Annotated in this window: 25 protein-coding genes; 15 read left to right on the forward strand and 10 right to left on the reverse strand. The window is 44.8% G+C overall.

The annotated features are described in order from the left end of the window. Window positions 1-14 precede the first annotated feature (14 nt). The 5 genes from eutC to JZ784_RS06870 all read left to right on the forward strand — a co-directional run bounded on the left by eutC (window position 15) and on the right by JZ784_RS06870 (window position 3765). Window positions 15-833 (forward strand): ethanolamine ammonia-lyase subunit EutC, encoded by an 819-nt coding sequence (gene eutC, locus JZ784_RS06850; RefSeq protein WP_346314330.1) that lies wholly within the window; start codon window positions 15-17, stop codon window positions 831-833. A gap of 133 nt (window positions 834-966) precedes the next feature. Next, window positions 967-1245 carry a hypothetical protein gene (locus tag JZ784_RS06855; RefSeq protein ID WP_346314331.1) on the forward strand — a complete coding sequence of 93 codons (279 nt, stop codon included), beginning with the start codon at window positions 967-969 and terminating at the stop codon, window positions 1243-1245. A gap of 238 nt (window positions 1246-1483) precedes the next feature. Next, window positions 1484-3214, forward strand: coding sequence for a mechanosensitive ion channel (locus JZ784_RS06860; RefSeq protein ID WP_346314332.1), 1731 nt, complete (start codon window positions 1484-1486; stop codon window positions 3212-3214). Between the two features lie 67 nt (window positions 3215-3281). Next, the gene (locus JZ784_RS06865; RefSeq protein WP_346314333.1) at window positions 3282-3455 is read left to right on the forward strand and encodes a hypothetical protein; all 174 of its coding nucleotides are present in this window, start codon (window positions 3282-3284) and stop codon (window positions 3453-3455) included. Between the two features lie 160 nt (window positions 3456-3615). Beyond that, entirely contained in the window at window positions 3616-3765 is a 150-nt protein-coding gene (locus JZ784_RS06870; protein ID WP_005008004.1) for a hypothetical protein, read from the forward strand. Window positions 3766-3957: 192 nt separating this feature from the next. On the opposite strand, the gene JZ784_RS06875 is transcribed toward JZ784_RS06870, so the two are convergent. The 5 genes from JZ784_RS06875 to JZ784_RS06895 form a co-directional block, all read right to left on the reverse strand. Beyond that, the gene (locus tag JZ784_RS06875) at window positions 3958-5157 is read right to left on the reverse strand and encodes an NAD(P)/FAD-dependent oxidoreductase (RefSeq protein WP_005008006.1); all 1200 of its coding nucleotides are present in this window, start codon (window positions 5155-5157) and stop codon (window positions 3958-3960) included. Between the two features lie 90 nt (window positions 5158-5247). After that, complete coding sequence (locus JZ784_RS06880) at window positions 5248-6114, reverse strand: pyridoxal-phosphate dependent enzyme (RefSeq protein ID WP_346314677.1); 867 nt, start codon at window positions 6112-6114, stop codon at window positions 5248-5250. Between the two features lie 72 nt (window positions 6115-6186). After that, on the reverse strand, window positions 6187-7284 hold the full coding sequence (locus JZ784_RS06885; RefSeq protein WP_346314334.1) for an HlyD family secretion protein: 1098 nt from the start codon (window positions 7282-7284) through the stop codon (window positions 6187-6189). Between the two features lie 86 nt (window positions 7285-7370). After that, on the reverse strand, window positions 7371-9023 hold the full coding sequence (locus JZ784_RS06890) for an MFS transporter (RefSeq protein WP_346314335.1): 1653 nt from the start codon (window positions 9021-9023) through the stop codon (window positions 7371-7373). A 12-nt stretch (window positions 9024-9035) separates the two neighbouring features. Beyond that, window positions 9036-9584: a TetR/AcrR family transcriptional regulator gene (locus tag JZ784_RS06895; RefSeq protein WP_346314336.1), complete on the reverse strand. Its 549-nt coding sequence runs from the start codon at window positions 9582-9584 to the stop codon at window positions 9036-9038. Window positions 9585-9816: 232 nt separating this feature from the next. Here JZ784_RS06895 and JZ784_RS06900 point away from each other — a divergent pair, with 232 nt between their 5' ends. Then, window positions 9817-10005, forward strand: a complete 189-nt coding sequence (locus JZ784_RS06900; protein ID WP_005008017.1) for an NF038215 family lipoprotein — start codon at window positions 9817-9819, stop codon at window positions 10003-10005. Between the two features lie 222 nt (window positions 10006-10227). Here the strand turns inward: JZ784_RS06900 and JZ784_RS06905 are convergent, their stop codons facing one another. Then, window positions 10228-10683 carry a DIP1984 family protein gene (locus JZ784_RS06905; protein ID WP_346314337.1) on the reverse strand — a complete coding sequence of 152 codons (456 nt, stop codon included), beginning with the start codon at window positions 10681-10683 and terminating at the stop codon, window positions 10228-10230. Window positions 10684-10854: 171 nt separating this feature from the next. Here JZ784_RS06905 and JZ784_RS06910 point away from each other — a divergent pair, with 171 nt between their 5' ends. Continuing rightward, window positions 10855-11478, forward strand: coding sequence for a LysE family translocator (locus tag JZ784_RS06910; protein WP_219189999.1), 624 nt, complete (start codon window positions 10855-10857; stop codon window positions 11476-11478). 556 nt (window positions 11479-12034) lie between these two features. Here JZ784_RS06910 and JZ784_RS06915 read toward each other — a convergent pair. The 3 genes from JZ784_RS06915 to metG all read right to left on the reverse strand — a co-directional run bounded on the left by JZ784_RS06915 (window position 12035) and on the right by metG (window position 16311). Then, on the reverse strand, window positions 12035-13000 hold the full coding sequence (locus JZ784_RS06915; RefSeq protein ID WP_346314338.1) for an MBL fold metallo-hydrolase: 966 nt from the start codon (window positions 12998-13000) through the stop codon (window positions 12035-12037). A gap of 62 nt (window positions 13001-13062) precedes the next feature. Then, complete coding sequence (locus JZ784_RS06920) at window positions 13063-14058, reverse strand: DUF4238 domain-containing protein (protein ID WP_346314339.1); 996 nt, start codon at window positions 14056-14058, stop codon at window positions 13063-13065. A 195-nt stretch (window positions 14059-14253) separates the two neighbouring features. Then, a complete protein-coding gene (gene metG / locus JZ784_RS06925) occupies window positions 14254-16311 on the reverse strand; it encodes a methionine--tRNA ligase (RefSeq protein ID WP_346314340.1) in 2058 nt (685 codons plus the stop codon). Between the two features lie 389 nt (window positions 16312-16700). Between metG and JZ784_RS06930 the strand changes: the two genes are divergently transcribed. The 3 genes from JZ784_RS06930 (at window position 16701) to JZ784_RS06940 (ending at window position 18880) form a co-directional block, all read left to right on the forward strand. Beyond that, window positions 16701-17345 (forward strand): hypothetical protein, encoded by a 645-nt coding sequence (locus tag JZ784_RS06930; protein ID WP_346314341.1) that lies wholly within the window; start codon window positions 16701-16703, stop codon window positions 17343-17345. A 125-nt stretch (window positions 17346-17470) separates the two neighbouring features. Then, window positions 17471-18271, forward strand: a complete 801-nt coding sequence (locus JZ784_RS06935) for a hypothetical protein (RefSeq protein WP_346314342.1) — start codon at window positions 17471-17473, stop codon at window positions 18269-18271. 147 nt (window positions 18272-18418) lie between these two features. Continuing rightward, the gene (locus JZ784_RS06940; RefSeq protein ID WP_346314343.1) at window positions 18419-18880 is read left to right on the forward strand and encodes a hypothetical protein; all 462 of its coding nucleotides are present in this window, start codon (window positions 18419-18421) and stop codon (window positions 18878-18880) included. A 141-nt stretch (window positions 18881-19021) separates the two neighbouring features. On the opposite strand, the gene JZ784_RS06945 is transcribed toward JZ784_RS06940, so the two are convergent. Continuing rightward, window positions 19022-19321, reverse strand: coding sequence for a hypothetical protein (locus JZ784_RS06945; RefSeq protein ID WP_346314344.1), 300 nt, complete (start codon window positions 19319-19321; stop codon window positions 19022-19024). Between the two features lie 375 nt (window positions 19322-19696). On the opposite strand from JZ784_RS06945, the gene apbC reads away from it, so the two are divergent. The 5 genes from apbC (at window position 19697) to JZ784_RS06970 (ending at window position 25733) form a co-directional block, all read left to right on the forward strand. Next, window positions 19697-20965 carry an iron-sulfur cluster carrier protein ApbC gene (apbC, locus tag JZ784_RS06950; RefSeq protein WP_346314345.1) on the forward strand — a complete coding sequence of 423 codons (1269 nt, stop codon included), beginning with the start codon at window positions 19697-19699 and terminating at the stop codon, window positions 20963-20965. Window positions 20966-21310: 345 nt separating this feature from the next. Beyond that, window positions 21311-21904, forward strand: a complete 594-nt coding sequence (locus tag JZ784_RS06955; protein ID WP_346314346.1) for a LysE family transporter — start codon at window positions 21311-21313, stop codon at window positions 21902-21904. Window positions 21905-22029: 125 nt separating this feature from the next. Beyond that, window positions 22030-22599: a dCTP deaminase gene (gene dcd / locus JZ784_RS06960; RefSeq protein ID WP_005008040.1), complete on the forward strand. Its 570-nt coding sequence runs from the start codon at window positions 22030-22032 to the stop codon at window positions 22597-22599. Between the two features lie 754 nt (window positions 22600-23353). Then, window positions 23354-25063 carry a hypothetical protein gene (locus tag JZ784_RS06965; RefSeq protein WP_346314347.1) on the forward strand — a complete coding sequence of 570 codons (1710 nt, stop codon included), beginning with the start codon at window positions 23354-23356 and terminating at the stop codon, window positions 25061-25063. A 10-nt stretch (window positions 25064-25073) separates the two neighbouring features. Next, window positions 25074-25733, forward strand: a complete 660-nt coding sequence (locus JZ784_RS06970) for a hypothetical protein (protein WP_346314348.1) — start codon at window positions 25074-25076, stop codon at window positions 25731-25733. The last annotated feature ends 9 nt before the right edge of the window (window positions 25734-25742 follow it).

Consider the following 25742-nt stretch of genomic DNA (forward strand, 5'->3'; position numbering starts at 1 on the left):
CGGAGATTTAATCAATGAAATTACATCAGGATGTGCAGTTTAAAACCCAAGCGAAAAAGAATGAATGGGAGCAGCTGAAGCAGTTTACCGATGCGCGCATTGCCTTGGGGCGGGCAGGCGGCAGTTTGCCGACACGGCCTGCTTTAGCATTTCAGCTGGCGCATGCCCAAGCCAAAGATGCGGTGCTGAAAGTGCTGGATTTAGATGCAATTCAAGCGCAGCTGGCGGTACTGCAGCATGAGGTGCTGCGGATTGAAAGCTGTGCAGTGGATAAGGCCCAGTATTTGCAACGTCCTGATTGGGGGCGGGAGCTGTCGGAATCCTCCAGGCAGCAGCTTAAGGATTATGTCCGGCAGCACAACGAAGCTTATGATGTAGTGATTGTCGCAGGAGATGGCTTGTCTGCCCGAGCAATTGAAGACAATGCGCCGTACTTTATCCAGCAGTTATATAAGGCGTGCATTGCTCAGGGCTGGCGGGTCGCTCCGCTGATTTTGGCAACTGGCAGCCGTGTGGCGCTGGGAGATGAAGCTGCGCAGATTTTGCAGGCCAAAATGCTGGTCGTACTGATTGGGGAGCGCCCCGGTTTAAGCTCACCTGACAGCATGGGAATTTATTACACGTGGCAGGCGCACGCAGGCTGCCGCGATGCTATGCGCAACTGCATTTCCAATGTGCGGCCAGCCGGACTTTCGATTCAGGTTGCGCTGCAGCGCTTAACCGCTTTAATGAAAAAATCGGCAGAGCTTGGACTGTCTGGCGTTCAGCTGAAAGATGAGCATGAAATGGCGGCGGTCACTGATCAGCTTCAGCGGCCAAAGCAGCTGTTTTAAATGCGCGGCTGTTTTTGGCTTGTATAATTCTTTTTACAACTTTACACCAACCAGCAATGCTTCTTCACACTTCATGAGATAAGGGTTTGATAGTATAAAAAAACAGCAATAGATAATAAAAGTGAGGGGAATTATGACACATGATTTTAATAAACCGCCCCATACTTCGAGTTCGGAAGAAACCACTCAGAAGAAACGCATACCTGTGTATATTTTGGTCTTAGTCGGCATTTTCTTTGTTGCGCTGATTATCTACATGTCAGCAGATATCAAGCCGAATGCAAGTGATGCGCCTCCAGGGCATCCGAACCCAGAAATGCAGTCAGCGGCGCCGAATAATACCGCTTCAGGCACCGCAGGGGATAAAGCGGCCGCAACGAACAGCAATACTGCCACCGCTTCTGATCACTGATTCAAATTTTCAAACAATGATCTATCAACCGCAAGCTCTGGCTTAGACGCTAGAGCTTTTTTGCAAGTGATTGTGCTCTTTTGTTGTAGTTCTGCAGTTCAAGGTTGAATAAAAAACACTCAAATCCTAAGGTGGATTGGAAAGTTCTAAGTATTTGAGCAGGCATTGCTATGCGCTGTGTCACATTAATACTTGTGTAAAGAAAAATAGATCAAGCAATAACAATGAGGGCGTATAAATGAATGATTATCCTGGAGGTTCAGGACGGTTTGATGCCATGTATTACTGGGATCAATTTCATCCTATCTTAAGTGCCGTTGCAATTCTTTTTATCGGCTGGATTGTGGCTTTGCTGGTTGCCGGCGGCATTAAAAAAGTGTTGGAAAAGCTGGGCACCAATCAAAAGCTTTCCAGCGCCACGGGTCACCGTTCCAATATTGAAAACATTGTTTCGCGCATTGTCTTTTGGATCATATTGATTATTGCGGTCATCGGCGCCTTGAATGTACTGAATTTAACCAGTGTCAGCGGGCCGTTCAGCAGTATGATCCAGCAATTCCTGCTGTTTATTCCGCAGCTGCTGGCTGCTGCAGCTGTAGGCTTTATCGGCTGGATCATTGCCAATTTAGTCAGAGTCGGCTCGCAAAAATTGCTGAGCAAAACCCAGCTGGATGAAAAACTCAGTTCTGAAGCGGGTGTCAGCCCCATCAGTGAAAATATCAGTGAAATTGCCTATTGGCTGATTCTGCTGCTGTTCCTGCCGATTGTACTGTCCATCTTAGGGCTGAACGGGCTGCTGTATCCTGTGCAGAATATGGTTAATGAAGCGGTGCTGTACTTGCCGAATATCTTCATTGCAGGCGTGATTGTTTTTGTCGGCTATATTTTGGCGAAAATTGTCCGGGGGATTATTGAAGGCCTGGTCAGCAGCCTCAATCTGCAGTCACAGGCGGAAAAACTAGGCCTGTTTAAAAATTCGAATTTACCGCATTTGCTGGGCTCATTCGTTTTTGCCGTGGTGATGATTACCGCGCTGATTGTGGCTTTTGAAGCCTTAGGCATTGAGGCTATTTCACAGCCGGCCACCGCCATGCTGCATGAAATCATGTTTGCCATTCCAAATATTATCGCTGCCGGCTTAATTTTAATTTTGGCATATGTGGTTTCGCGCTTTGTCGCCAAGCTGGTCACGGAGGTGGTGGCTGGAACTGGCGTAGACCGCATTCCTGAAAAAGTAGATGTACAGCGCTTTTTAGGCACAACCAAACTGTCCGATGTGGTTGGCTATTTGATTGTCTTTTTTACCATGCTGTTTGCGGTCTCCGAAGCGGCCAACCGTTTGGGCTTTGAGCAAATCAGCACATTGATTGCCATGTTCATCCAGTTTGGCGCCAATATTTTGCTGGGCGCAGTGATTTTGGTGATCGGGTTTTGGCTGGCCAATATTGTGGCCAATGTGGTGCAGCGCGGCGAATACAACAGTTCACGCTGGCTGGGCAATTTGGTTCGAGTGCTGATTATGGGCTTAGTGGTCGCCATGGGCCTGCGTGCTATGGGCATTGCAGATTCCATAGTGAACTTGGCTTTTGGCTTAACGCTGGGCGCAGTCGCGGTCGCTTTTGCCTTGGCCTTTGGTCTAGGCGGGCGTGCGCCAGCGGAACGTGTGCTGACCGATTTGATTGATAAAGCCAAAAAGGAAGGCTGTCAGCCTAATCCTGTAAAAGAACAGGCGCGCGCTTGCGGATTCGGAACTTCAGCTTCATCCGCAGCGGCTCAGCCTGATCCGCTTGATGACGGCTATACCGTGCAGCATCAGGAAGCGCCGGGGGTAGTGGAAAAAGAAACGGCAACGCCGGATCAATTAGATGTCGATCCCGCGCAGCAGCCTGTCAACAATCCATTTGGCTCCAAAGGTGAAAAAGAAGAGGGGGTTGATACACATGCGCCTCCAAAAAATGACCCCGAATAACCTGTTCAATGCATAATGAATCGGCCACTCTATCCATGGCCGATTCATTCTTTTAGAGAGGTGTAAAATGCAAAAAAAGGCGCCGAATAAAGTGCTTGCCCCAATTGTGATTGCGGGAATTACGATTGGCTTTTTAGCCAGCGCGTATAAATATATTTTTGCTGCCAAAAAGCGCACTGAAATAGAGCGCAATAAACAGCAGCTGCAAAATGACGCGCCAGATCAGAAAAAAAGTGTTTGAAATTTAAACTTTATTTGGTATTTTTTGATATATGCAAAACTAAGTTTATTTCATAAAAATATAAATGAAATAGAGCAATTTAGTTTTAATAATATGGAAATAAAGCTGTGCTGTAATCAGCTCAGGCTTAGTCAATGAATGGCTTATAAGGGGAATCAAAATGCTGAATAAATTTATTGCAACTTTAAATCATCAATTATCTGTCCGCACAGGACATCAGGCAGCAGCGCTGGCAAAAATGGAACAGGCGATGGGCCGTTTAGCGGCATCGAAAGGCATCTCATTGTTTAAGACTGATTATTTGGAATAATCACCTGATATCGCAATATTGCGGTTCGCGGTATAAGGTGTTGATGCGCGGAATTTCAAGCGCTTCAATCCCAATGAAACAGGAATAAAAAAGCGGCTGATATTGAATCAACCGCTTTTTTTATCCAGCTTTGCCGTACTTTTTAATGATTGCTACTTTGAATATTCTCTTGCTGTGGCATACAAAACAAACTTAGACGTATTCAGATGCTGCATGGGCAGACGCCCAAGCCCATTGAAAATTGAATCCGCCCAAATGGCCGGTAACATCCAGTATTTCGCCAATGAAGAATAGGCCTTTCTGCTTTTTGCTTTCCATGGTTTTTGATGAAACTTCGGCGGTATCGACACCGCCTAGGGTGACTTCAGCGGTACGGTAGCCTTCAGTTCCAGAAGGCTTTACTTCAAAGCCCGCTAGGCGCTGTGCAATTTTTTCCAGTTTTTCATCACTGATATTGCCAATCGCGGTATCTGCGCTGTCAGGCCAAATCAGGTTTTGCAGTTCAGTCACGACGCTTTTTGGCATGTGCTCAGTCAGCAAGGTGCGCAGCAAAACTTTGGGCTGGCTTTGCTTTTTGCTTTTAAAGAACGCTTCTAAATCTACACTCGGCAGAAAATCAATCTTAAAGCTTTGACCGACATCCCAATAGTTGGACAGCTGCAGCGAGCTTGGCCCGCTGAGTCCGCGGTGCGTAAACAGCAAAGCTTCGGTAAAGCTGTTCAAATTGTTGGATAAGGTCGCTTCTACCGCATTGCCGCTGAGGCGGGTGGTGATGTCTTTAAAGCTGTCGGAGAAGGTAAAGGGAACCAGACCGGCACGGGTTGGGTAAATATGGTGTCCAAATTGTTTGGCAATGTCATAGCCGATAGCAGAACCGCCCAGGGTTGGAATAGACAAACCGCCCGATGCAATCACCACAGACTCAGCTTCAAAATAGCCCAGTGATGTGGCGACTTGAAAACCTTGGCCTTCAACGGTATTTACAGCCTTGACTTCACAGCTGGTTTTAATATCGACCAAACCTGTTTTGTCACATTCTGCCAACAGCATCGACAGAATCTCTTTTGCACCATTTAGGGTAAACAGCTGTCCATGCTTGCGCTCTTCGTAGGCAATGCCATAGTCACAGACCATGCCAATGAAGTCCCAGTTGGTATAGCGCGAGAGGGCAGAAATGACAAAATGCGGATTATGGGAAATAAAATTTTCAGGCTCGACATACAGGTTGGTGAAGTTGCACTTGCCGCCGCCGGACATCAGAATTTTCTTGCCGACTTTGTTGGCTTTTTCAACCACCAGCACTTTGCGTCCGCGCTGCGCCGCTTTATATGCCAGCATCAAGCCTGATGCGCCTGCACCTATTACAACAACATCGTACAGATTTTTGGACATGAGCCAGCCTGCGGGAGAATGAAAAGAGGCGGATTATACTCTGTTTTGAACGAATTTTCAGGGAAAGCTTTGGGCTTCCGGCTGTAAGAATCAGCGCTGTATTTTCCCTTGCAGACCGCCGGTATGCAGGACCAGAATCCGCTGTTCGGGTTTGATTTCACCGCGCAGGATCATCTGCTGAATGCCGAACAGCATTTTGCCGGTATAAACCTGCTCCAGCGGGATGCTGTATGCAGCTTCAAACTCTTGAATAAACTGCATGAGTTCTAGCGTGGTTTTGGCATAGCCGCCCTGACAGAATTCATCGGTGATGCGCCAGTTGCGCCGAGCGGTCCATTGCTTCACGTCTTGCGTCAAAAAATCACCTTTCAGCGCCGAAAATCCGAGCACGTGCTGATGCGCAACGCTGGCTTCAATTAAGCCTGCAATGGTTCCGCCAGTGCCTGCGGCGCAGCAAATCAGGTCAAAATTTTCTAAATCGGCAGGGCTTAAAATTTCTGTACATCCTTGAATAGCAAGGGGATTGGTGCCGCCTTCAGGAATAATATAGCTGTTTGGAAATTCGGCTTGCAGCTGCTGGATAAAATCTGCTGACTGTTTTTGCCGATACATTTCACGGCTGACAAACTGCAGCTGCATGCCAAAGCCTTGCGCGGTTTGCATGGTCGGATTCAGCGCTTTAAGCGCCAGCTCTTCGCCGCGGATAATGCCAATGCTTTGCATGCCGAAAAGATGGGCTGCATAAGCCGTAGCGGCGATATGATTGGAATAGGCGCCGCCAAAGGTCAGCACCTGTTTGAGGCCTTGTTGCTGGGCCGCTGCAAAGTTGTATTTCAGCTTAAAGAATTTATTGCCTGAAATTTGCGGATGCACTGAATCCAGCCGCTTGATGGCCAGCGTCACGCCGTGCAGATGTACGGTGTTATAAGGAATGGCTTGGGCAAGGGCGTCAAACATAGACATGTGCATTCAGGCAAACAGAATCCGCTGTAGTGTAGCGGATTCCTGTTGATGAGCGCTATCTGCAGCTTAATGAGCTGAGCCGGTGTCGACTGACGCTACCACTGACATGCCGGGACGCAGGCGCTCCATGCCTTGTTGATTCGGGTCAATGGCAATGCGCACAGCAATGCGCTGCACCACTTTAGTAAAGTTGCCAGTGGTATTGTCGGCTTTCAGTACGCTGAATTCCGAACCGGCGGCGGGAGAAATCTGCTCGACTTTGCCGCTGAATTTTTGATGACTCATGGCATCCACCGTAAACCATGCATTTTGGCCAATTTGCATATTGGCAATCTGAGTTTCCTTAAAATTGGCAGTGACCCAGCGCTGCTGCGGAATCAGATACATCAGCTGTGTGCCTGCAGACACATACTGCCCAACGCGCGGACTCACTTCACCCAGCTGACCGTCCATCGGCGCGGCAATCAAGCTGTAGTCCTTGGTGGTCACGGCCTGATCACGCTGCGCTTGGGCATTCGTCACCTGCGCTTTTAAGCCGGTTTGCGCCACTTCCGCAGTTTTTAAGGCTTCGATCGCCACTTGAATATTCGCTTCAGCCTGATGCACGAGGGCCAAGTTGTTTTTCATATCAGCGCGCGCCTGATCCTGTTCAGTTTTAGAGGCTGCGCCGCTGTCCCCCAATTGCGCATAGCGCTGCAGCTGGGTCACAGACAGGCTATAGGCTGCCCGTGCCTGATCGGCTTTGGCTTCAGCCGCTGCAATATCGGCTTTGCGCTGCTGAATGGTTTGGCTCTGATTCGCCAAGCTGTTTTGCGCCTGCTCGACGCCAGATTCAGCCTGTGTGACTTTCTGATCGTAGGTGGTGGTATCGATATGCATCAAGGGCTGGCCTTTTTTTACCCATTCAAAATCAGTGACCAGCACATCTTTCACATAGCCATTAATCTGTGAAGACAAAATCGTGGTTTTGCCTTTGACATAGCTGTTTTCAGTGGATTCCACGGCCGAATGAAAAGGGCCGATTTTCCAGGCCCATAAAATTAAACTGATGCCCGCCAGCAGGACAAAGAACATCATCACTAAAACCCGCTTATCGGTGGGAATCAGCTTGCTGGACGGCTGCGGAGCCGCTGTATTTTCTGCTGGCTTTTCATGTTCTGACATGGGCTTCTCTAAATTTAATTGGGATTTAACGCTATCTATTCATTGGGAGATCTGTTCCTGAATCTTGGGTATTTCAGGCTGGATCCTCAGCTGGAATCTGGCCGCAGGCTTTGCTTATAGCTGCGGTAACGGTTGATGCTGATGATAAACAGGCCCCAAAACAGCAGCAGCACGGCAACGAGCTGATTGAGGAAAATCACATCGTTATAGGCGCGGACTTGCGCTTCTTTGGTGACGGCTTGATTTAAAGTGCGCAGCGCCTGATTTTGCTCCAGAGCTGGGTCTAGCGTGTAGCGTTGATTGCTTTGCGTATAGATTTGCAGGCGCTGAGCCACTTGCGGGCTGGTGCTGGGCAGATCTGCGCTAATTTCCGCTTGATAATGCTGCGTGCGCATTTGCTGATATGTTGAAAAAAAAGAAGACCCCATTAATCCGCCAAAAGTTTGACTGGCGGAGAACAGCACAATGAAGGTGACCATATGGTTGGGGCCGCGCTGCAGTGCATTGATAATGCCAGTCAGCAGCAGCGGGCCAATAAACATGCCGCTGGCAAAGCCGACAATAAACTGGCTGCGGAAAAAATTCTCAGGACGCACGTCGCTGGTCAGGTGATGATCCAGCGCGCAGGCAATAAAAATCAAGGCCACTGCGCCCAGCAAATGCCAAACGGCTTTGTCCTTAGAAAAGGTCAGGGCGCTGAAAATAGTGCCGCTGAGGATGCCGAAAAAGATCACCAGATAAAAGTTTACAAACTGATCCGGCCCCATGCCCATGGTTTTTAAAAAGCTCACGGCGGCATAGCTTTGTTCGGACATCACAAAACGGATGGCAAAAGCGCCCAAAATAAAACGCACAGTCGATGATGCGCCCAGCCATCGGGTAATGATCAGCGGGTTGACCCGGTAGTGTTCATAAGTCAGCCCCACGGTAATTAAAATCAGCGCGCCAATCAGCAGATAAGCCAGCCAGTCGGCATTCAGCCACCATTGAATAGGGCCTTGGGTCAATACAATGCATAAAAAGGCAAAGCCGGCAGCCAGCAGAATGAAAGTGAAAATATCTTGAAATTCGAAGACTTCTATCCGTAAGCTCCGCGGCAGTTTTAAGGAAACCACCATGGCCAGACAGCACAGCGCGAGCCCCAGTTCAAAGGTATACAGCAGCGCCCAGTCATTCACATCAACCAGATAAGGCGACATGATCCACGCCAGTGGAATGCCCAATTGCTGGAAACCCAAAGCCAAATATAAACCGCGCCCAAAATTGGCGCGGCTGAAAGCCTGCATAATGTAATACATGCCCAAAGAACTGAGCGGCGCAGCCACTAGGCCGCTGACCATGCGCACAAATACCGCCATTTCAAAGGTATGCACATACAGATGCAGCACCATCACTGCAATAAAAACCACAAGACCGATTTCGGAAAACAGCCTCAGTCCGTATTGTTGCCGCGCTTTAAATAGAATCAAGTTTGAACTGACATTCGCCATGACATAGGCCGCTGGAATCCATGCGGCTTCTGACGGGGTTAAGCCATATTCCCCTTGAATCAAGGGCAAATTCGCGGTGATGAAGCCATTGCTGAGGCTGCCTGAAATGGCAACAACTAAGCCAATCACAAAGTATAAAATACGCTTATAAGCCGGGTGCGCAATGGCCGCAGGTGAACCTGGCAAAGTCGGCTTTTCTTCTGCTGTCCAGTCCGGAGCCGGTTCCAGCAGGCGGGGAGGTTGAGCCATGCTGCTGCCTTGCTATGGGCGGATGCCGTTAAGCAGTAGATCTACGGCGCGGGCCGCTAAGATCTCCTGATCAGAATCTGTATAGCCCTGTAAAGCAGCCCTCAAAATTGAGGTGACCATGGAATAGTCGCGTGGACTAAAATCTGTGCGGCAAACGCCATTGGCAATCGCCGTATCAATCAGCGGCTGTAAGATTTGATCCCGGCGCTGGTAAATCAGCACCATGGCTGGATCATTGCGCTCAATCACCCGCCAATATTCCATTAATGCCGTGAGGTAGGGAATATTATGAATATGGTCTTGAATCAAGCGGATAAAGCCGTCTTCATATTGAGCGTGATTGCGCGCCCGATTTTCTAAACGGTCCAGCGCCTGTTCCATCAGCGCCAGCACCAGTTCACGCCGGTCTGAAAAGTTGCGGTAAAACGTTGCCCGCCCTACCTGCGCCTCATCAATAATCAGCTGCAGCGGCGCATTAATGCCGTGAGTACGGAAAATATTGATGGCTGCGGAAAGCAATTCTTCGCGGTTTTGCGCAGCGCGTTCTTGGCGTAGAGACATGCGGTTTTCTTATCAATAATCAGTTTTAGCAATAATTTAACGGACAAAAGTGTCCGATGTAAATATTGCAGATTGTGATATTTTGTAAACGTGATTGGTATTGCGTTTTAATATATTGAAATCGCAGTTTTTATTTAGAAAATTTATTCGGTTTGAGAGTGTATAAATGTGGTGTAATTTTATCCAGTAATGCTATGCTGAAGGCTATAACAATAAGCATGGAGGAGATAAGATGAAAATTTTATCTGCAGCCATAATGACCTGTCTGCTGCTGGGTATGGCAGGCTGTGATGCAAAGGATGATCTGAATAAGCCCCGTACCGAAGTGCGGACGATGATTATTGGCGGCGTGCCTGCGCATGATCAGGACTACCGCATCCCGAAAGACTCTGCTGTATTGGCTCAACAGCATCAGCAGTAAACCTGGCGCTGTGCTGTAAAGGGTGGGCATATTGTCAGCGCATGGTAGTGCATGGTGCAATGTAAGAAGTAAAAGATGCGTGGTGCTGCGTCAGAGAAGTGAAAAATTTGAAGCAGACGCTTTACTTCTTGCAAGCGTTTGTTGAATTAAAGCCTTACAAACGCGGAAAAGGCCTTGCACTCGCCCAATATGCCCGAACTGTGATGGATGGCTATCCAAATTTTAAATTAAATCGACTTGCCAGTTTGATGCTTGAATCTCTAAATTATTTTGACGCAGCTGCTTGCTGATGTCATCTGTCTGCTTTTGAATATCAGCAACAGAAATGGTTTTAATCCAGCGGATTTCACTGGAGCTGTAGCGTCCATTTTCACGCCGTGAATTGTCAATAGCCTGCTGTAAAATTCGGTGCTGGCTGGTTAACGCATCACGCTCAATAATTAATTCTAATAGTTTTTTACCGTTGCTGGCTGTGGCTTGCGCATTGGTGGCGTGTATGCGCTGAATTAAATCATGCAGTTCACGGTTCACGGCCAATGCTTCTTGAATCAGCTGATTTGGATCTTCGCTGGGCGTATCGCCTTCCTGCACTAAAATATTGCTGTTAATACGCTGCTGCAGTGAGGCCAGTTTGGTTTGCATGTCGCTGCGCAGCAGCAGCGCTTCCGCTAATTTCATAATTGTTAGATCTTTTATTGCTTAAGCCCGATCATGCAATAGATTTATGGGTCAATCAATAAAATAACAGTGAATTATTCGGTGATTTTGTCAAAGTCCTGTGAAAAATAGGGAGATATTCAGCGGTGATGCTTGTAAAATTGCCACGGAATTTATTTTATAGGTGTTGCCGTGGAATCATTTTGGATTTTGGGTTCGATTGCATTTGCTTTGATGTTAGGTGCAATGAGCCCCGGGCCTACTTCTATTTATGTGGCTAAAAATTCAATTGCGATTTCACGCAAGCATGGCTTATTTACAGCTTTAGGTACAGGTACTGGCGCAGCCGTCTTTGGTTTGCTGGCGGTATTAGGCTTGCAGGCCTTTTTATTGGCTGTGCCATCGGCGTATTTGGCATTAAAAATCTGCGGCGGGCTATATCTGCTTTGGATGGCCTACAAAATTATTAAGCATGCCAAAGAACCGATTAATGCAGATGAGGATGTGGCTGCACAAATGACCTTGCGCCGCGCCTTTATGACCGGTTTAATTACGCAGCTGTCAAATCCGAAAATTGCGATTATTTTAGCCAGTATTTTTACAGCCTTGCTGCCGAAAGAGATTCCCTTCTATTTTTATTTTGTGCTGCCTGTTTTGTGTTTCTTTATTGATGCAGGCTGGTGCTCGCTGGTGGCTGTTGCGCTGTCTGCCGAAAAGCCGCGCCGCGTGTATTTGAAGTTTAAAGCGGTTTTTGACCGGACTGCAGGCGCGGTAATGACGGCGCTGGGGCTGAAGCTGATTTTTGGGATGAAGTGATTTCAGTTACCTAACTGAATCAACACATAGAAAGAAGTTTTACTTAGGTTTGACATGACCAAAGTAATAAAACAGACGGCTCGCTTTTAGCATTTTTAGAGATTCCTAAATCATTTTGGCTATCTGTATTAGAAAAATAGTGCCAATCTGTATATTGACTTTATTGTGATGAAAAATATGAGTTTGTGTTTAAAATATTTTATAAATTAATGACTTGGAAATGTTTCACTTTTTGTTTAATACACGCTAACATGATGCAAATTGGCATATTTAGGTGGCGGTATGAGTTTCTGGAAAAAGAAAAATAAAGCGAGCTTTGTTTATTTTATTATCACGTCATATTCGTTGCTTGGCTTTGGAATTGGCTATGTGATTTGGGAGTTTGTGCTGTCCTAAGTTGTACATATAGCAAAAGCCTCTAGTGATAGGGGCTTTTTTGTGGCTGTGCTTTTGACTTGGTTTATTTGCTTGACTGTCTTTTAGAGGGAAATTCTGCCCTGCTTTACCTTTGCGGAACAGTGTTCCCTCCTTCTAAAAGGAGGACGTTTGTTATCAATTAATCCTTAAAATGCACAGGAATCCATTGATAGCTTTTCCCATCTGCAGAATAGATATGTCCAATAGCAGGGAATGGCAAGTGTGGTGCTGCAATGGTTTGCCCGCCTTTTGCATATTCAGCAAATTGCTTTAAGCGTGTTTGCACTGCTTTTTTCGGGTCGATATCATAATCGATTGCGGTTTCTGGCTTGTCGAATTGCACAGTATGAGAGTGCACAATGTCACCAATAAAGACCACCGTTTCGTCTTTGGTTTTCAATTCATAGCTAAAATGTCCGGGTGTATGCCCCGCTGTATTAATGACTTTAAAGCCTTGAACTTGATCGCCCAATTGATACGTTTTGAAGCGTTGTTTGGCTTGATAGGGGGCGATGGCTTGTTTAATTTTTTCAACAGTTCCTAAGTAACCGGCTTGTTTTTCTTTCGGGAGCTTATCGACTTGTTTCGGGTTTAGCCAATAGTTTGCTTCATCGTTCGAGACATAAACCGTCGCATTGGGAAAGTTTGTCACACCATTCTGGCTAATACCGCACACATGGTCTGGGTGCAGATGCGTCAGTAAGATGGTATCGACTTGTTCTGGTTGATAGCTTGATGCTTTTAAGTTGCTTAACACTGAACCCAAATGTGCGCCAAAACAGCTCGCAGCGCCGCTATCCACTAAAACCAGCGAATGACCTGTATTCACGAGGAAGGCATCGACTGAGGTTTGTACGCCTTTGGCTTGGTCGGCAGCGTATTTCTTTAAAATTTCATGTACTTCTTTTTCTGGGGTATTTTGAAAGAGTTTAGGTGACATGAAGTTAGTGCCATCGAGCAGGGCTGTAATTTGTACATCACCAGCTTGATATTGGTAATAGCCTGAGACTTGTTTTTGTTGGGGGATGGTGGATTCGGCAGCTTGGGTGGTGATGGCTGTTGTGCTTAGCGCTAGTGCTACGAATAGATTTTGTAAAGTTTTCATGGGATTCTTATAAGTTTTAAAGGGATAATTATTTTTATCATATTGATGATAAAAACGCATTTTTAGTGTAAGTCATTAGCTTCAAGTGCATAAATAAAACGGTGACTTTCTTTCTTAATTAAATGGTTTACCCATGCAATTTGACTAATATTTTCTGTTGATTCTAGCAAAATAGTTTTATTGATAGCAGTTATGCTGGAATTGATTTTGAAGCTTTCAATTAGACTATTGGTAACAGTCTTCGAATACATATTTTCTTTAACATGTAGATAAAATTTAGGTGAAATGGAGACAATATATTCGACTTCACTATTATTGGAGGAGTGGAATTTTGTATTTACAACTGGATTGTCCGAGGTAAGTAGGTTTAATGAAGTCTTATTTTCTACTATGTGTATTACATATAGAGAATTTACTAAAGCTGAATGAAGTTTTTGATCTAACAGTAAGCTTAGATATAAGAGCAGTGTTTTTGACTCTTTATGAGATAAATTAGGTAAGAATTGTTCAGTAATTTGCTGAGCTTCCGTACGTCGCTTTTGAGTACGCATGAATTGTGATGTTACGAAGAATAAAAGAATATCATAATCATCAATTGTGAGGCTGTAGCTTTCACCATAAATAATTTTTTTAATAATGACTGCAAACTTTTCTTCTAGAACACAATAATAGTTCTCTAAGGCATTAGTTTGAAAAATAGAATTTTCTTTAGCTAAGTCTGAAATTAATATAGGTTTTTTTAATTGATTAGAAAGTTCTTGAGTTGTATTTACTAAATTGTAAATATCTTGAATGGTTGTAATGATAAGTTTATATACAGGTGTGTCTAAGCTATTTGTTGATTTCGCAAAATTATGCAAAAAATTAAGAGACATGTCTGTTAATAAACAACTTTCATAAAAATAATTTGATAATGCAGTTTCGTTAGTTTTGACTAAAAAGGGTTTCTCATTTGTAGTTTTTTTCAGTGCATAGATTTTACTTGAGTTTGTACTCCAAGCTTTTAAGTAAAATTGACTAACAAAGTGATGCTTTTTCTTGATTTCTTCTTTATTCATGCTTCTGTATTGATTATTAATATTACTAAAGATAGCAAATTTAATTTTTAATGTCTAAAAAGACCTTGCCTTTCAGGAGAGGAGATTTTCTCAAATATTTTAAGTAATAGATTCACCCTTGCCCATAGTAGGGGGGGAAATAAAACAATAAAAAAGCCCCTACAATGTAGAGGCTTTTTTAAGAATTATTAAACCTTAAGAAACCTTATCGCCCGCTTTAGCGCCAGATTCAGGTGAAATCACCCAGACACCTTCGCCATTGCCAGCAGCTAAAACCATACCGTTTGAAATACCAAAACGCATTTTACGCGGTGCAAGGTTTGCTACCATCACTACCAATTTACCCTTAAGGTCTTCAGGTTGGTAATACTCACGAATACCGCTGAATACATTACGCGGTTCAGCTTCACCGACATTTAAAGTCAATTGAAGCAGTTTGTCAGAACCTTCAACCGTTGCAGCTTCTAAAACTTCCGCTACACGCAGGTCAACTTTCATAAAGTCTTCAATGCTAATAATTTCAGCTTCGCCTACTTTTGGCTCTGGCTTTTTCTCGGCTTTCCTTTCTTTCTTCTTTTCCACTTTTACAGGTTCAGCTACAGCCGCTAAAGAGTCTTTAGAAGCATCGACCATTGCCGCAACAGCTTTCGGGTCTACACGTTGCATTAAAGGTTGGAACAATGCAATTTCATGATCGACCAGTGCTGTTTGAGCAGAAGCAAAGTCAAAGCGGTCTAGTTTTAAGAACGCTTGCACTTGAGCTGCTAAAGTCGGAAGTACAGGCGCTAAGTATACAGCCAATTGACGGAACAGGTTAATCCCGACCGAACATACATCGTGTACTTGCTGTTCTTCGCCTTCAACTTTGGCTAAAGCCCACGGTTTTTTCTCATCGATATATTGGTTGGCTTTATCTGCAAGCGCCATGATTTCACGAATCGCGGCAGAGAACTCACGTGCTTCATAGGCTTTCGCAATTGACGCGCCTGCATCAATAAAGCTTTGTACCAATTCAGGCTCTGCACAAGTTGCAGACAATTTATTATCAAACTTGGTGTTGATGAATTTTGCACAGCGGCTGGCAATATTCACTACTTTACCGACTAGATCAGAGTTTACTTTCTGAACGAAATCATCCAAGTTCAAATCAGAGTCTTCAACTTTATCCGACAGTTTAGACGCGAAGTAGTAGCGTAAGTACTCAGGGTTTAAGTGCTCTAAATACGTTTCAGCTTTAATGAATGTACCGCGAGACTTCGACATCTTCTGACCGTTTACAGTCAAGAAACCATTGACGAATAAACCTGATGGCGTACGGTAGTTTGCACCTTCAAGCATTGCAGGCCAGAACAGCGCGTGGAAGTAAACGATGTCTTTACCGATGAAGTGATAGACTTCTTTGTCAGAGTCTTTTTTCCAAAAGTCGTCAAAACTTAAATCAGGACGCTTAGTCTTGATGTAGTTTTCAAAACTCGACATGTATCCAATCGGCGCGTCGACCCAAACATAGAAATACTTGTTGGGCGCATCTGGAATTTCAAAGCCGAAATACGGCGCATCACGTGAAATATCCCAGTCCGATAAGCCCGCTTCAAACCATTCATCCAGTTTATTGGCAATCGAAACCGGCAGGCGGCCTTGGTCACGGGTCCATTTTTGCAAATATTCTGAAAAATTCGGCAGTTTAAAGAAGTAGTGATCTGACGATTTCTCAACAGGCGTTGCGCCGCTCAACGTCGATTTCGGGTTTAACAGCTCAGTCGCGTTATAAGTGGTACCGCAGACTTCGCACGCGTCGCCATATTGATCTTCCGACTTACATTTCGGGCACGTGCCTTTAATGAAACGGTCTGATAAGAACATGCCTTTTTCAGGGTCAAACAGCTGGTTGACAGGACGGATGGCAATATTGCCGGCTTCGCGGTTTTTAATATAGATTTCTTCTGAACGCGCTTTGTTTTCGTCACTATTGGTTGAATCATAATGATCGAAATGCACGCCGAAACCGTCAAAGTCGCGGATGTGTTCTTTTTGCACATTGGCAATTTGCTGTTCTGGAGAAATGCCATTGGCTTCGGCACGCAGCATGATGGCTGTGCCGTGAGCATCATCCGCACATACATAAGTCACATCGTGTCCCATTGCACGCATGGCACGAACCCAAATATCTGCTTGGATATAACCGAGTAAGTGTCCCATATGGATGGGGCCATTGGCGTATGGCAGGGCGTTAGTGACTAAAATATTACGCACGGATATGACTCTCTCATTCGTATTTTATATAAGGTCAACGATTTTACCTTAGATAAGGAGCGGATGCACAAGGGAATCAGTGAATTCTTTTCAAAAGAGTTAAAAACAGCAGGCTGTTTGAATGGCGGCGTTCAGGTCAATTTGTCATGGCATCCGTTTGCCGATAGGCGATAGCCTTTGCTCATTCTAATCCATGTTCAGCTGCAGAATTTGCGCGCTTGCCTTCAATGACGGCGCTGCCCCGGTTATGCGCAGTGTACGTCATCTGTATACAAAAGATTAAAATCTTTGCAAAAACTGCGCACAGTTACACTTGATGCCTCTGAAAAAAAATCCATACACTGAACTCATCATTCTTTAAATCATCCAAAACCACTGGGACTGTAAGAATGCGCAGGAAAGGGGATGGCTATTTGCGGGATGCATTGCAAATATTGCGCTATGGCCTGACAGGCGTCATTGCGCTGGCGGGCATGCTGTGTCTGTGCGTGGTGTTTTTTATTGTGGCTGTATTGATCTTTGGCACATTCACGCAGCGGCAAGAATTTAAGCAGCAGCTGGACTATGCCTATGATCTAGATCAGCAGCAATTTGCTCAGCTAAATCATCCGGCATTTATTTTTTACCGCCGGCATTCACCGATGAAAGGCAATGTGGTGCTGGTCTATGCCATTGATAATGGCCTTCGAGCGGTCATTCTGCAAAAAGCTGCGCGCAGTTCGAGCCAGCGCGATGACGCGGTAGAGTGTGTGAAGCCGACAATAAAGAAACGCTGGCGCGGCTGGCATAAGACGCTGCATTTTGTGCAGCCGAGTCCGGAGTATTTAAGCCATCATGACTATATCAATCACGATTCTTACTATGTGCTGGGCTCGACTGAATATTTAAAGCAGGCTGTCAGCGCCTGCTATATGCCTTTTGTGCGCATTCCCGCCGCTGCCGCTGCTGAAAAATACCCGCATTTTAAGCACAGCTATTGGGCCTTAAGCGAAACCGAAAACCTTCTTTTTAGCGTGTACGATACCTGGCATTAATCTTTCTGCATCAGCATGCCCAAGATGCTGGAAGAAAATATGCGGGCAGAGTGTGATTTATCTGTATCGTCTGCACAAGAACAGCGATAATGCACAGATTCAGCCATTTTTAAGAGTACAAGCCCATGATCGATGATGATTTTGATTTCGACCAGCCCGTGACGCGCATTCCGCAAAATTCAGGCAGTCAACAGAAACTCGGCAATCAAATCTTAAAAATAGCAGCGCAATATTTGCAAACGATGGGTTCTGCATCTCACGCTCAACTGGTCGCTGAATTAAGGCAGCTTGCTGCGCAGGATACCTATTTTGATGTATTGGCCGATCAGATTGAATTTGAAAGCGATGCGCCTATTGCCAATGACGCGTTAAATCTGCTGTATTTTTGGAAATTAGCATCTGAAAAAGAAAGCGGAATGGCTAATTTTGCTTTGCCGGCGCTTATAGAACAAGACTATTTTCAGCATGAAATGCTGTCCGCTGTTGACGCTTTGCAGATTGGCGGCAACCTGCCGCTGCACCGTCAAGTCATTGAGCAGTGCTTCAAGATGTATGCACAAGAATGTTACGCAGGCTGCGTGACGGTGCTGTATGGGCAGATTGAAGGTATTTTGACGGAAGCATTGGCAGAGCGTGGCTATTTGCAGCTGAATCAAAGCAAATATATTGATGTCTATAAAATTGTGCCGGGGCTGAAAGGCCATGAAGTGAAAAGTTTATGGCATAAGGTGAAAATCGCCAGCGATATTAATCCCTACTTTTTAGAACTGCAGGCTTTGAAAATGGACAATAGTTCAACGGTGACTGCGACCCGCCATAATATTGTGCATGGTTCAGACGTAGAGCACTTCACACGCGCACGCAGTTTTATTCTGTTTATTTGGCTGTTTGCGGTGATCAGTTTTATCAGTACGGTGAAGAAGTAAACTCCTGTTTTATAGCTTGGGTTCGGCTGTGGTGAGGTTTATTTCAGTTTGTTATAAAGTGTATCGAAATGATGCTGCGGCTTTATTTAATCCGATGAGATGTTATATCTATTGTTAGACAATTCATATAATTAAGAGGGTATAAAGATGAGTAATTCACAGCTGGATGAACTGAAAAATAAAGCCGCTGAGCTGGACGAAAAAGTAAAGCATTCGGCGCAGGAAGCCAAGCTGCAGGGTGAAAAAGCGCTGGATGATTTAAAGCATACGGCTAAAGAAGCTAAACTGCATGCCGAAGCCAAGCTTGACGATTTAAAGCATGAAGCAAAGGCATTGCATGCCGAAGATAAAGCCGCGTTGCAGGAAAAGGCTGATGATTTGAAAGCTAAAGCTGAAGCGGCTAAAGCATCTGCACAGGAAAAATTTGACCATCTGAAAGAAGAAGCGGGTCAAAAGCTGGATGAGGCTAAGCTGAAGGCTGCAGAATTAAAGCAGGAAGCCTCTGTCAAGCTAGATGAGTTAAAAGTTCACGCCACAGAAAAGTTTGATGAGCTGAAAAAGAAAACCACAGAGACTTTAGGCAAGTTTAAAAAAGGCGATCAGGCATAATTTTATAATGCTGTAAGTGCAGGCTTGAAGAAGGCTGTTCTTGAATCAAAAAAAACCCATTGCCTAAGCAATGGGTTTTTTTTGATAAAGGATTCAGGTGTTGTGCAAATGCGGCCTTTGCATGGCCATATCATTTTCGACTTATTTATTCAGGTTTTCAGTTTGAATCTGGCTGATTTTTCCATTTACCACAGTAATGACATAGCGCATGTTTTCAATTTCATAGGTGTAATCAATTGCCAAGTCTTCTTTTTGATCTTTCTGCGGCAGTACGTATGAATTTACCGTGATGGGAGATGCTTTCATCCGCATCTGCATGTCTTCCACAGTATCCCCCAGCGTAATTGACTGGCGCTCTGCCGTGAGAAACGTCTCTACATTCATGCCGGCATGGCTTAAGCCTGCGGCGGCAAACCAAAGCATAAAGACTAATTTTTTCATTTTAATTCCCCCAATAATACATAAAATACATTTCCACACATCAATTCAGCCGGCAGATTCAGTCCATATTTTCTGGACGTTGCTGGACTATCACAGTTTTTTATACGTTTAATGCTGTGCGCATGCGTTAATCTATTGACAGTAAGGCCAGGCCTGCGGCAAATAAAAGCGTCTAGCGGCCAATGCTGAAATTTATATCAAAAAAACATTCGAACTGTATTGTTGAAATGTATCTGAAAGAGGAATAAAACCAAGCATATTACTTGGATTTTTAGCTTTATCCTGCATCTTCTTAAATCCGGTGCTTAACCTAGACTCTATTTGCCGTTAAACTATCAGTAATCTGCTGTATTTTCGCTTTTTTGGAGTAACTTTATGTCTTGGCTTTCTTCGCTTAAATCGGTCTTTTCACCCTCGCAGGAAGTTAAAGAAGATGAAATTCAGCACGTGCTGCAAAGCTATCTGCTGCCCAATTCAGCGCATGCATTAAAAGACCGGATTACCCAAATCAATGTGCAGGGGCAGGTCTTGCAAATCACGATTAATACCTTGCCCTCTGAAGCGGATGACCTGCAAAAAATTCATGATGATTTAGCCGATGCTTTGGAAAAATGCGGGATTACTGAATTAAACATGCATGTGATTCAGCAAAAAACCGGGCATAGCTCAGGCGGCTGCGGGCATAACCATGCAGAAGGCGAAAGCTGTTCCAGCCAGCCAAAAGCAGAAAATACAGCGCCCAAAAACAATCTGCCGCCAGTCGTCGATGCTTCGGCTTCAGCGCCTGAACAGCCTGCAGAAGCTGATCCAAACAATCCGCCTATTCAAAAAGCAGCGCCGCAGCAGCGCGATGTGCCAAAGCATCCGCGCATTCAAAATGTGATTTTAGTGTCATCAGGCAAAGGCGGCGTCGGCAAATCGACAACGACCGTCAATCTGGCTTTGGCGCTGCAAAAACTGGGTTTAAAAGTGGGGGTGTTAGATGCCGATATCTATGGCCCAAGCATTCCGACCATGCTGGGAAATGCCGGCAGAACGCCAATGATCGAAGCAGAGCACTTTGTGCCGCTGGATGCTTATGGACTTGCTGTGCTGTCCATCGGCCATTTAACGGGCGATCACAATACCCCAGTGGCATGGCGCGGCCCGAAAGCGACTGGCGCGCTGATGCAGCTGTTCAATCAAACTCTATGGCCTGATTTAGATGTGCTGATGATTGATATGCCGCCGGGTACAGGCGATATTCAGCTGACGCTGGCGCAGCGCATTCCAGTAACGGGCGCGGTGATTGTGACAACGCCGCAAAATGTGGCGCTGATGGATGCCACCAAAGGCATTGAGCTGTTTAACCGCGTGCAGATTCCTGTCATGGGCGTGGTGGAAAATATGTCGACTCATATCTGCTCAAATTGCGGATTTGAAGAGCAGATTTTTGGTACAGGCGGTGGCGATAAATTAGCTGAACAGTACCATATTCCGTTATTGGGCCGATTGCCGCTGAATGTGCAGATCCGTGAAAATGCCGATGCAGGCAAGCCTTCAGTCATTGCGGAAGACAGTGCTGCTGAAAGCTATATGGCGATTGCCGCCCGCATTGCCGAAAAACTGCCGAAACAAGAAAAAGATCAGAGCCGTATTTTCTAATACGCGGTCTTTGGAAGACTCAAGCTCAGCCATTGGCTGGGCTTTTTTGATAAGAAATCATTGGCATGCAGGTTAAAACTCCATAGATAGTGCCTGTGAATGAAAAAGCGCCCTGTTCGGGCTTTCTTCAGTTTTTATGTGAAGGGTCTAACGATTTTTGTATGATTTTGTATGTAAAATAGGCAGGTGTGACCGCAGGGTTAACGCTGCTATAAAATTATAAATAATTGAAATATATTCATTTAATTAAATGTGACTGATTTTTATATATCGGCTTACAATTATTTTTTTGCGTCCTGAATTGAACTGATTTAATCTGCGCTCACTCAAAGGTGAGTTTTTCGTATGATTTCATGGTTTTTCATTGGCTTAGTCGTCACAATCTTATTGACTCCTGGCCCAACCAATACCTTGCTGGCTTCATCAGGCATACAGGTGGGCGTACGCAAATCTTTCCGTCTGATTCCGGCAGAAGCTTTCGGCTATTTAATCTCGATCACCTTATGGGGCTTTTTAATTGGAAAAGTTTCAACGCATTTGCCGCTATTGCCGGTTATTTTAAAATTATTCAGTGCCGCTTATATCTTATTTTTAGCTGTGCGCTTATGGAAAACGGCCAATGTCTCGGATGACTATAATCAGCTGACCATCGGTCCTGTTCAGCTGTTTGCAGCAACTTTGCTGAATCCTAAAGCGCTGCTGTTTGCCTCTGCCGTTTTTCCAGCTATCGCTTGGGTCGACGGGCGCTACTATGCCGCGCATATGACGGTGTTCTTATTGCTGATTATCCCGATTGCTTTTTTATGGACTTTCATAGGCTCAATTTTAACCTCCAATAAAATCAGCTGGCTGAACCAATGCAATTTGCAAAAAACGGCTTCATTGGTTTTGATGAGCTTTTCAATTCCACTCAGCTATTCTGCAATATTGAAGCTTTAATACAGCTTAAATTCTGCAGTGAAGCGCCAAATCCGCAGCCTGCGGCGCTGGCTTATTTTCATTGCCGCTGATTTCAGTTAAAGTACCACGCAATAATTGAATTAACGCTTTTTGGATAGAGATACATGGCTATTAAGTCTGATCGTTGGATTCGCGAAATGAGCGAAAAGCACGGCATGATTGAACCGTATGCAGAGAATCAAGTCCGTTATGATGAAAATGGTGAAAAACTGATTTCATATGGCGTATCCAGCTACGGCTATGATGTGCGCTGCGCGCGTGAATTTAAAGTTTTCACCAATGTGCATTCTGCAATTGTGGATCCAAAAAACTTTGATGATAAAAGCTTTATTGATATCGAGTCCGATGTCTGCATCATTCCGCCAAACTCATTCGCTTTGGCGCGCACAGTCGAATATTTCCGCATTCCGCGTAATGTGCTGACCGTCTGCCTGGGCAAATCGACCTATGCGCGCTGCGGTATTATTGTGAATGTCACACCGCTTGAACCTGAATGGGAAGGCCATGTCACATTGGAATTCTCAAACACGACCAATTTGCCGGCGCGCATTTACGCGGGCGAAGGTGTGGCGCAAATGCTGTTCTTTGAATCTGATGAAGTGTGTGAAACCTCTTATAAAGACCGCGGCGGCAAGTATCAAGGCCAAACGGGCGTGACTTTGCCGAAAGCATAAGATGCGCAGGCAAAGCATATAAAAAAAGGCAGGTCATTTGATCTGCCTTTTTTTATATGCTTTTCCTGTCCTGAAATAAATTTTTCAGAGGCAGCAATTTTATGAAATCTGCTCAGGCGGCAGAGGCGGAAGGATTGCAAAGAAATGGATCAGGCGGTCAGCTGAGATATGTTCTGTGCATTTAGTGGATGCATTTCAAATGGCAATGCGCTATGTGAAAAACTGCACTGAGATGCTGATTCAGCATGCGGACAGCGGATCAAAGCATGGCTTCATTCTGTAACTATCAGCCCCAGCCGATCTTAGCGGCGGATGAAGATGGCTGTGCTCAGCAGGGCTTGCAGAATCAAACAGCCAAGAGAATATAAGCAGGCTTTTTAAACAGCAAGATGCAATGCAATGGCGAAGCTGGAACAGCCAAATGCTGGGTTTTGATGATTTTATCTTATTGTTGTTAAATGTTTTTTTATTAAAAGTTAATAGATTGGAAGCCAAAATGTGAAACCGTAGCATTCAGCCAGCAGCAGCATGGGGATTGATAAAGAATACCGTCAATTTTTTTCAAGCCGAGGCATCATTCATCGGAAATGTCTCGGTTGAGATAGTTTGTTTTTGCATTTGATGAATTATTCAGCATAATAAAAAAGCATAACTTGGGTAAATGCTGTATTAAGATTTCACAAAAATATAAATGCCAAGTATAGGATGAAGCAAAAATAAAGATGCGGAGCATCTGATAAAAAGGAAGGTCGAGATGACTTATATTATAAAGAAGACAAGGTTTGCTCGATCTTGTCTTGCCAGTATGATTGCGCTGTGCAGCGCGGCATCAGTTCATGCACTTGAAACTTTGTCAGATCAATCTCTTTCCGATACAACGGGAGAGGGGATCGCACTTTTACCTGAAAATTTTAAAATGGTTTTTCAGGGCGCTAAAGATATTTCATCCTCTTCGACCTATGGCGCAGCGACAGATGCTGCATCTTTATTGGCAGCCTCTAAAAATGATACCGGCTTTATCCGGATTATTCCGACAGGGGAAAATTATAGCGGTTTAGCATCTACAGTCACTGCTGCGGATGCTGCAGCAAAGCAGACCAAGGCGGATGTCTTTATTTATGGCTTAGCCTTGTCAAAAAGCGACGATCAGTTAAACCTGCGTTACAGCAATCAAGGGTTTACCTGGGGAACATCAGCGAACCCGTGGTTGTTTAGGGCGGGAACAGAAAGTCAGGTTCAGCAATTTCAAGCATCCAATGCGGCGGCAAATGTCGGATATTTGGCATTAGAAGCGCCGCTGGCGACCGTAGCGGCGGATGAAAGCGACAATAATATTAAATTAGGCTACTGGGCGGATGCGTTCTCCCGCAAATGGGGCTCAAGCAATGCGGTAAATGTTATTACTGGCGCGCCTGTGGCAGTGCCAATGACATCAGATGCAACGAATGATCAGAATTTAGATAAAAATCAGCGTTTGCGGTTTCAATTTGTCGCCAATGGCTTGAGCTTGAACGGTTCGCAAGTCAGGCTGTTTCAGACGCAAAGCTCAAGCGTGACACAGCAGAATCAGACACTGGGTATGGCCAGTATCCTGCGGTTGAACACAAATGATAATCCCCAGAGCATAAAATCGACAGACACCAATTTAAATGCAAAAGCGATACGGATCAGCACGGCTGCTATAGATGACGGCAGTTATTCTACGCCTGCATTAAATGGTTCTTCTGCGCCAACCTTCAATAGTACGGAAGGCCTGTATATATATAGCCCCAATATCAACTTGGTTTTAGGGAATATGTACCAGCCATTTATCGTCGGATCGGAAGGGAAAAATATTATTTTAGAAGTGACCGCAATTCCGAATGTTGCGAGTATTTATAATAAAATTTATACGCATTATAAAGATGCAGAAGCAACGTATGCTGTAGATGCTTCTGGCGGATATTATAAATCTAAATCGGGCGCTTATTACAGCGTTCAGAATTTCAGCAGTGTGTCCACTTTTTATAAAAAGATAGTCGATACCACCAATAACGTCACTAGCTATGTTGCAGATAGTGCGGGCACCTATGTAAAAGACAATGTGAGCGGCGGTTTTGTTGAATTGGGATATGCCAGCAGCATCAGTGCGCCCACTAAATATGCAATCAGTAACCAGTCAGCTTTAGATGCGCTGGCAAATCAATATAAAGGCAGCACCTGTAATGTCGCTGTTTGCGGGACCAATGGCGCACAAGTGAATGGCATAAGCTATCAAGGCACCAATGCAACACATAGCAGTATTTCAATGGGTACGGTAGCGCGTGATGCCTCTGCAAATACTTTAATTGCAAACCGGGACAGCACGGCTACAGGCATTATGTTTAAAAGTGCTGCGGCAGGGGCAGCAGCGGTTAATTTAGGATCTGCGGCGATAGATGGCGTATTAATTCAGCATCTTAAAATTAAAACTACAGGATTATAGGAGCTAAAGCATGCTAAAAAAAATAATGGCTTCTATGTTGCTGATGTCTTCAGGCGCCGCTCAGGCGGGATTAGTCAATTTAAATAATGAAGATATGCAATCGATTGCCGGTCAAGGCGGCGCTGACTTGAGCTGGACTTTGTCTTTGAATCATAAATATGCCAATGATATGAGCTTAAAAACCATTTCTACTGTAGATGCCACTGGCAAAACGACAGCCGCCAATTATGGGTATTCGTGCGTAAATAATATTATGTGCCGTCTGGCGATTGCGCCGAATAATCATGTGGACAGTTCTGGAAACAAGAAATGGCTGGTATTTAAGCAAATTCAAGGCACTCTTCAAATTGATAAGTTTTCATTGGATGGATCAACCATTCTAAATAAGGACAATAAAGCTCAAACTGCCATGCAGCTGAGCTTTTATGATGACAAGCCGCTCAAAATAAGGAACTTCGGTTTTGCGAACTTGTCTGTAGAGACTGGCGCAACGGCATATCAGAACTCAGCGACGTACACAACATTTAACACAAATCAAAGTGTACCGGATTTTGATAAAGGCGCTGAGACAGGATTCATGGGGCTGAATATGCATGGCAATTTGCATCTATCAGGAGACTTGAAAATTTTTAGTTATAACTGCGCTGGAACTTCTACAAGCCGCTGTTAATTAAAAATA

The sequence above is a fragment of the Acinetobacter sp. CWB-B33 genome (genome assembly GCF_039655955.1).
In the GTDB taxonomy this organism is placed as follows: Bacteria; Pseudomonadota; Gammaproteobacteria; order Pseudomonadales; family Moraxellaceae; genus Acinetobacter; species Acinetobacter bouvetii.

What these genes read in the sequence shown, in the direction of transcription:
- JZ784_RS06855 (WP_346314331.1), top strand. Translation starts at nt 967, where the DNA reads ATGACACATGATTTTAATAAACCGCCCCATACTTCGAGTTCGGAAGAA.
- JZ784_RS06880 (WP_346314677.1), bottom strand. Translation starts at nt 6,114, where the DNA reads ATGTTTGACGCCCTTGCCCAAGCCATTCCTTATAACACCGTACATCTG.
- JZ784_RS06955 (WP_346314346.1), top strand. Translation starts at nt 21,311, where the DNA reads ATGATTTCATGGTTTTTCATTGGCTTAGTCGTCACAATCTTATTGACT.
- JZ784_RS06905 (WP_346314337.1), bottom strand. Translation starts at nt 10,683, where the DNA reads ATGAAATTAGCGGAAGCGCTGCTGCTGCGCAGCGACATGCAAACCAAA.
- JZ784_RS06970 (WP_346314348.1), top strand. Translation starts at nt 25,074, where the DNA reads ATGCTAAAAAAAATAATGGCTTCTATGTTGCTGATGTCTTCAGGCGCC.
- JZ784_RS06945 (WP_346314344.1), bottom strand. Translation starts at nt 19,321, where the DNA reads ATGAAAAAATTAGTCTTTATGCTTTGGTTTGCCGCCGCAGGCTTAAGC.
- JZ784_RS06920 (WP_346314339.1), bottom strand. Translation starts at nt 14,058, where the DNA reads ATGAATAAAGAAGAAATCAAGAAAAAGCATCACTTTGTTAGTCAATTT.
- JZ784_RS06930 (WP_346314341.1), top strand. Translation starts at nt 16,701, where the DNA reads ATGCGCAGGAAAGGGGATGGCTATTTGCGGGATGCATTGCAAATATTG.
- JZ784_RS06860 (WP_346314332.1), top strand. Translation starts at nt 1,484, where the DNA reads ATGAATGATTATCCTGGAGGTTCAGGACGGTTTGATGCCATGTATTAC.
- dcd (WP_005008040.1), top strand. Translation starts at nt 22,030, where the DNA reads ATGGCTATTAAGTCTGATCGTTGGATTCGCGAAATGAGCGAAAAGCAC.
- apbC (WP_346314345.1), top strand. Translation starts at nt 19,697, where the DNA reads ATGTCTTGGCTTTCTTCGCTTAAATCGGTCTTTTCACCCTCGCAGGAA.
- JZ784_RS06965 (WP_346314347.1), top strand. Translation starts at nt 23,354, where the DNA reads ATGACTTATATTATAAAGAAGACAAGGTTTGCTCGATCTTGTCTTGCC.
- JZ784_RS06895 (WP_346314336.1), bottom strand. Translation starts at nt 9,584, where the DNA reads ATGTCTCTACGCCAAGAACGCGCTGCGCAAAACCGCGAAGAATTGCTT.
- JZ784_RS06870 (WP_005008004.1), top strand. Translation starts at nt 3,616, where the DNA reads ATGCTGAATAAATTTATTGCAACTTTAAATCATCAATTATCTGTCCGC.
- JZ784_RS06865 (WP_346314333.1), top strand. Translation starts at nt 3,282, where the DNA reads ATGCAAAAAAAGGCGCCGAATAAAGTGCTTGCCCCAATTGTGATTGCG.
- JZ784_RS06875 (WP_005008006.1), bottom strand. Translation starts at nt 5,157, where the DNA reads ATGTCCAAAAATCTGTACGATGTTGTTGTAATAGGTGCAGGCGCATCA.
- JZ784_RS06890 (WP_346314335.1), bottom strand. Translation starts at nt 9,023, where the DNA reads ATGGCTCAACCTCCCCGCCTGCTGGAACCGGCTCCGGACTGGACAGCA.
- JZ784_RS06885 (WP_346314334.1), bottom strand. Translation starts at nt 7,284, where the DNA reads ATGTCAGAACATGAAAAGCCAGCAGAAAATACAGCGGCTCCGCAGCCG.
- JZ784_RS06935 (WP_346314342.1), top strand. Translation starts at nt 17,471, where the DNA reads ATGATCGATGATGATTTTGATTTCGACCAGCCCGTGACGCGCATTCCG.
- JZ784_RS06940 (WP_346314343.1), top strand. Translation starts at nt 18,419, where the DNA reads ATGAGTAATTCACAGCTGGATGAACTGAAAAATAAAGCCGCTGAGCTG.
- JZ784_RS06915 (WP_346314338.1), bottom strand. Translation starts at nt 13,000, where the DNA reads ATGAAAACTTTACAAAATCTATTCGTAGCACTAGCGCTAAGCACAACA.
- eutC (WP_346314330.1), top strand. Translation starts at nt 15, where the DNA reads ATGAAATTACATCAGGATGTGCAGTTTAAAACCCAAGCGAAAAAGAAT.
- JZ784_RS06900 (WP_005008017.1), top strand. Translation starts at nt 9,817, where the DNA reads ATGAAAATTTTATCTGCAGCCATAATGACCTGTCTGCTGCTGGGTATG.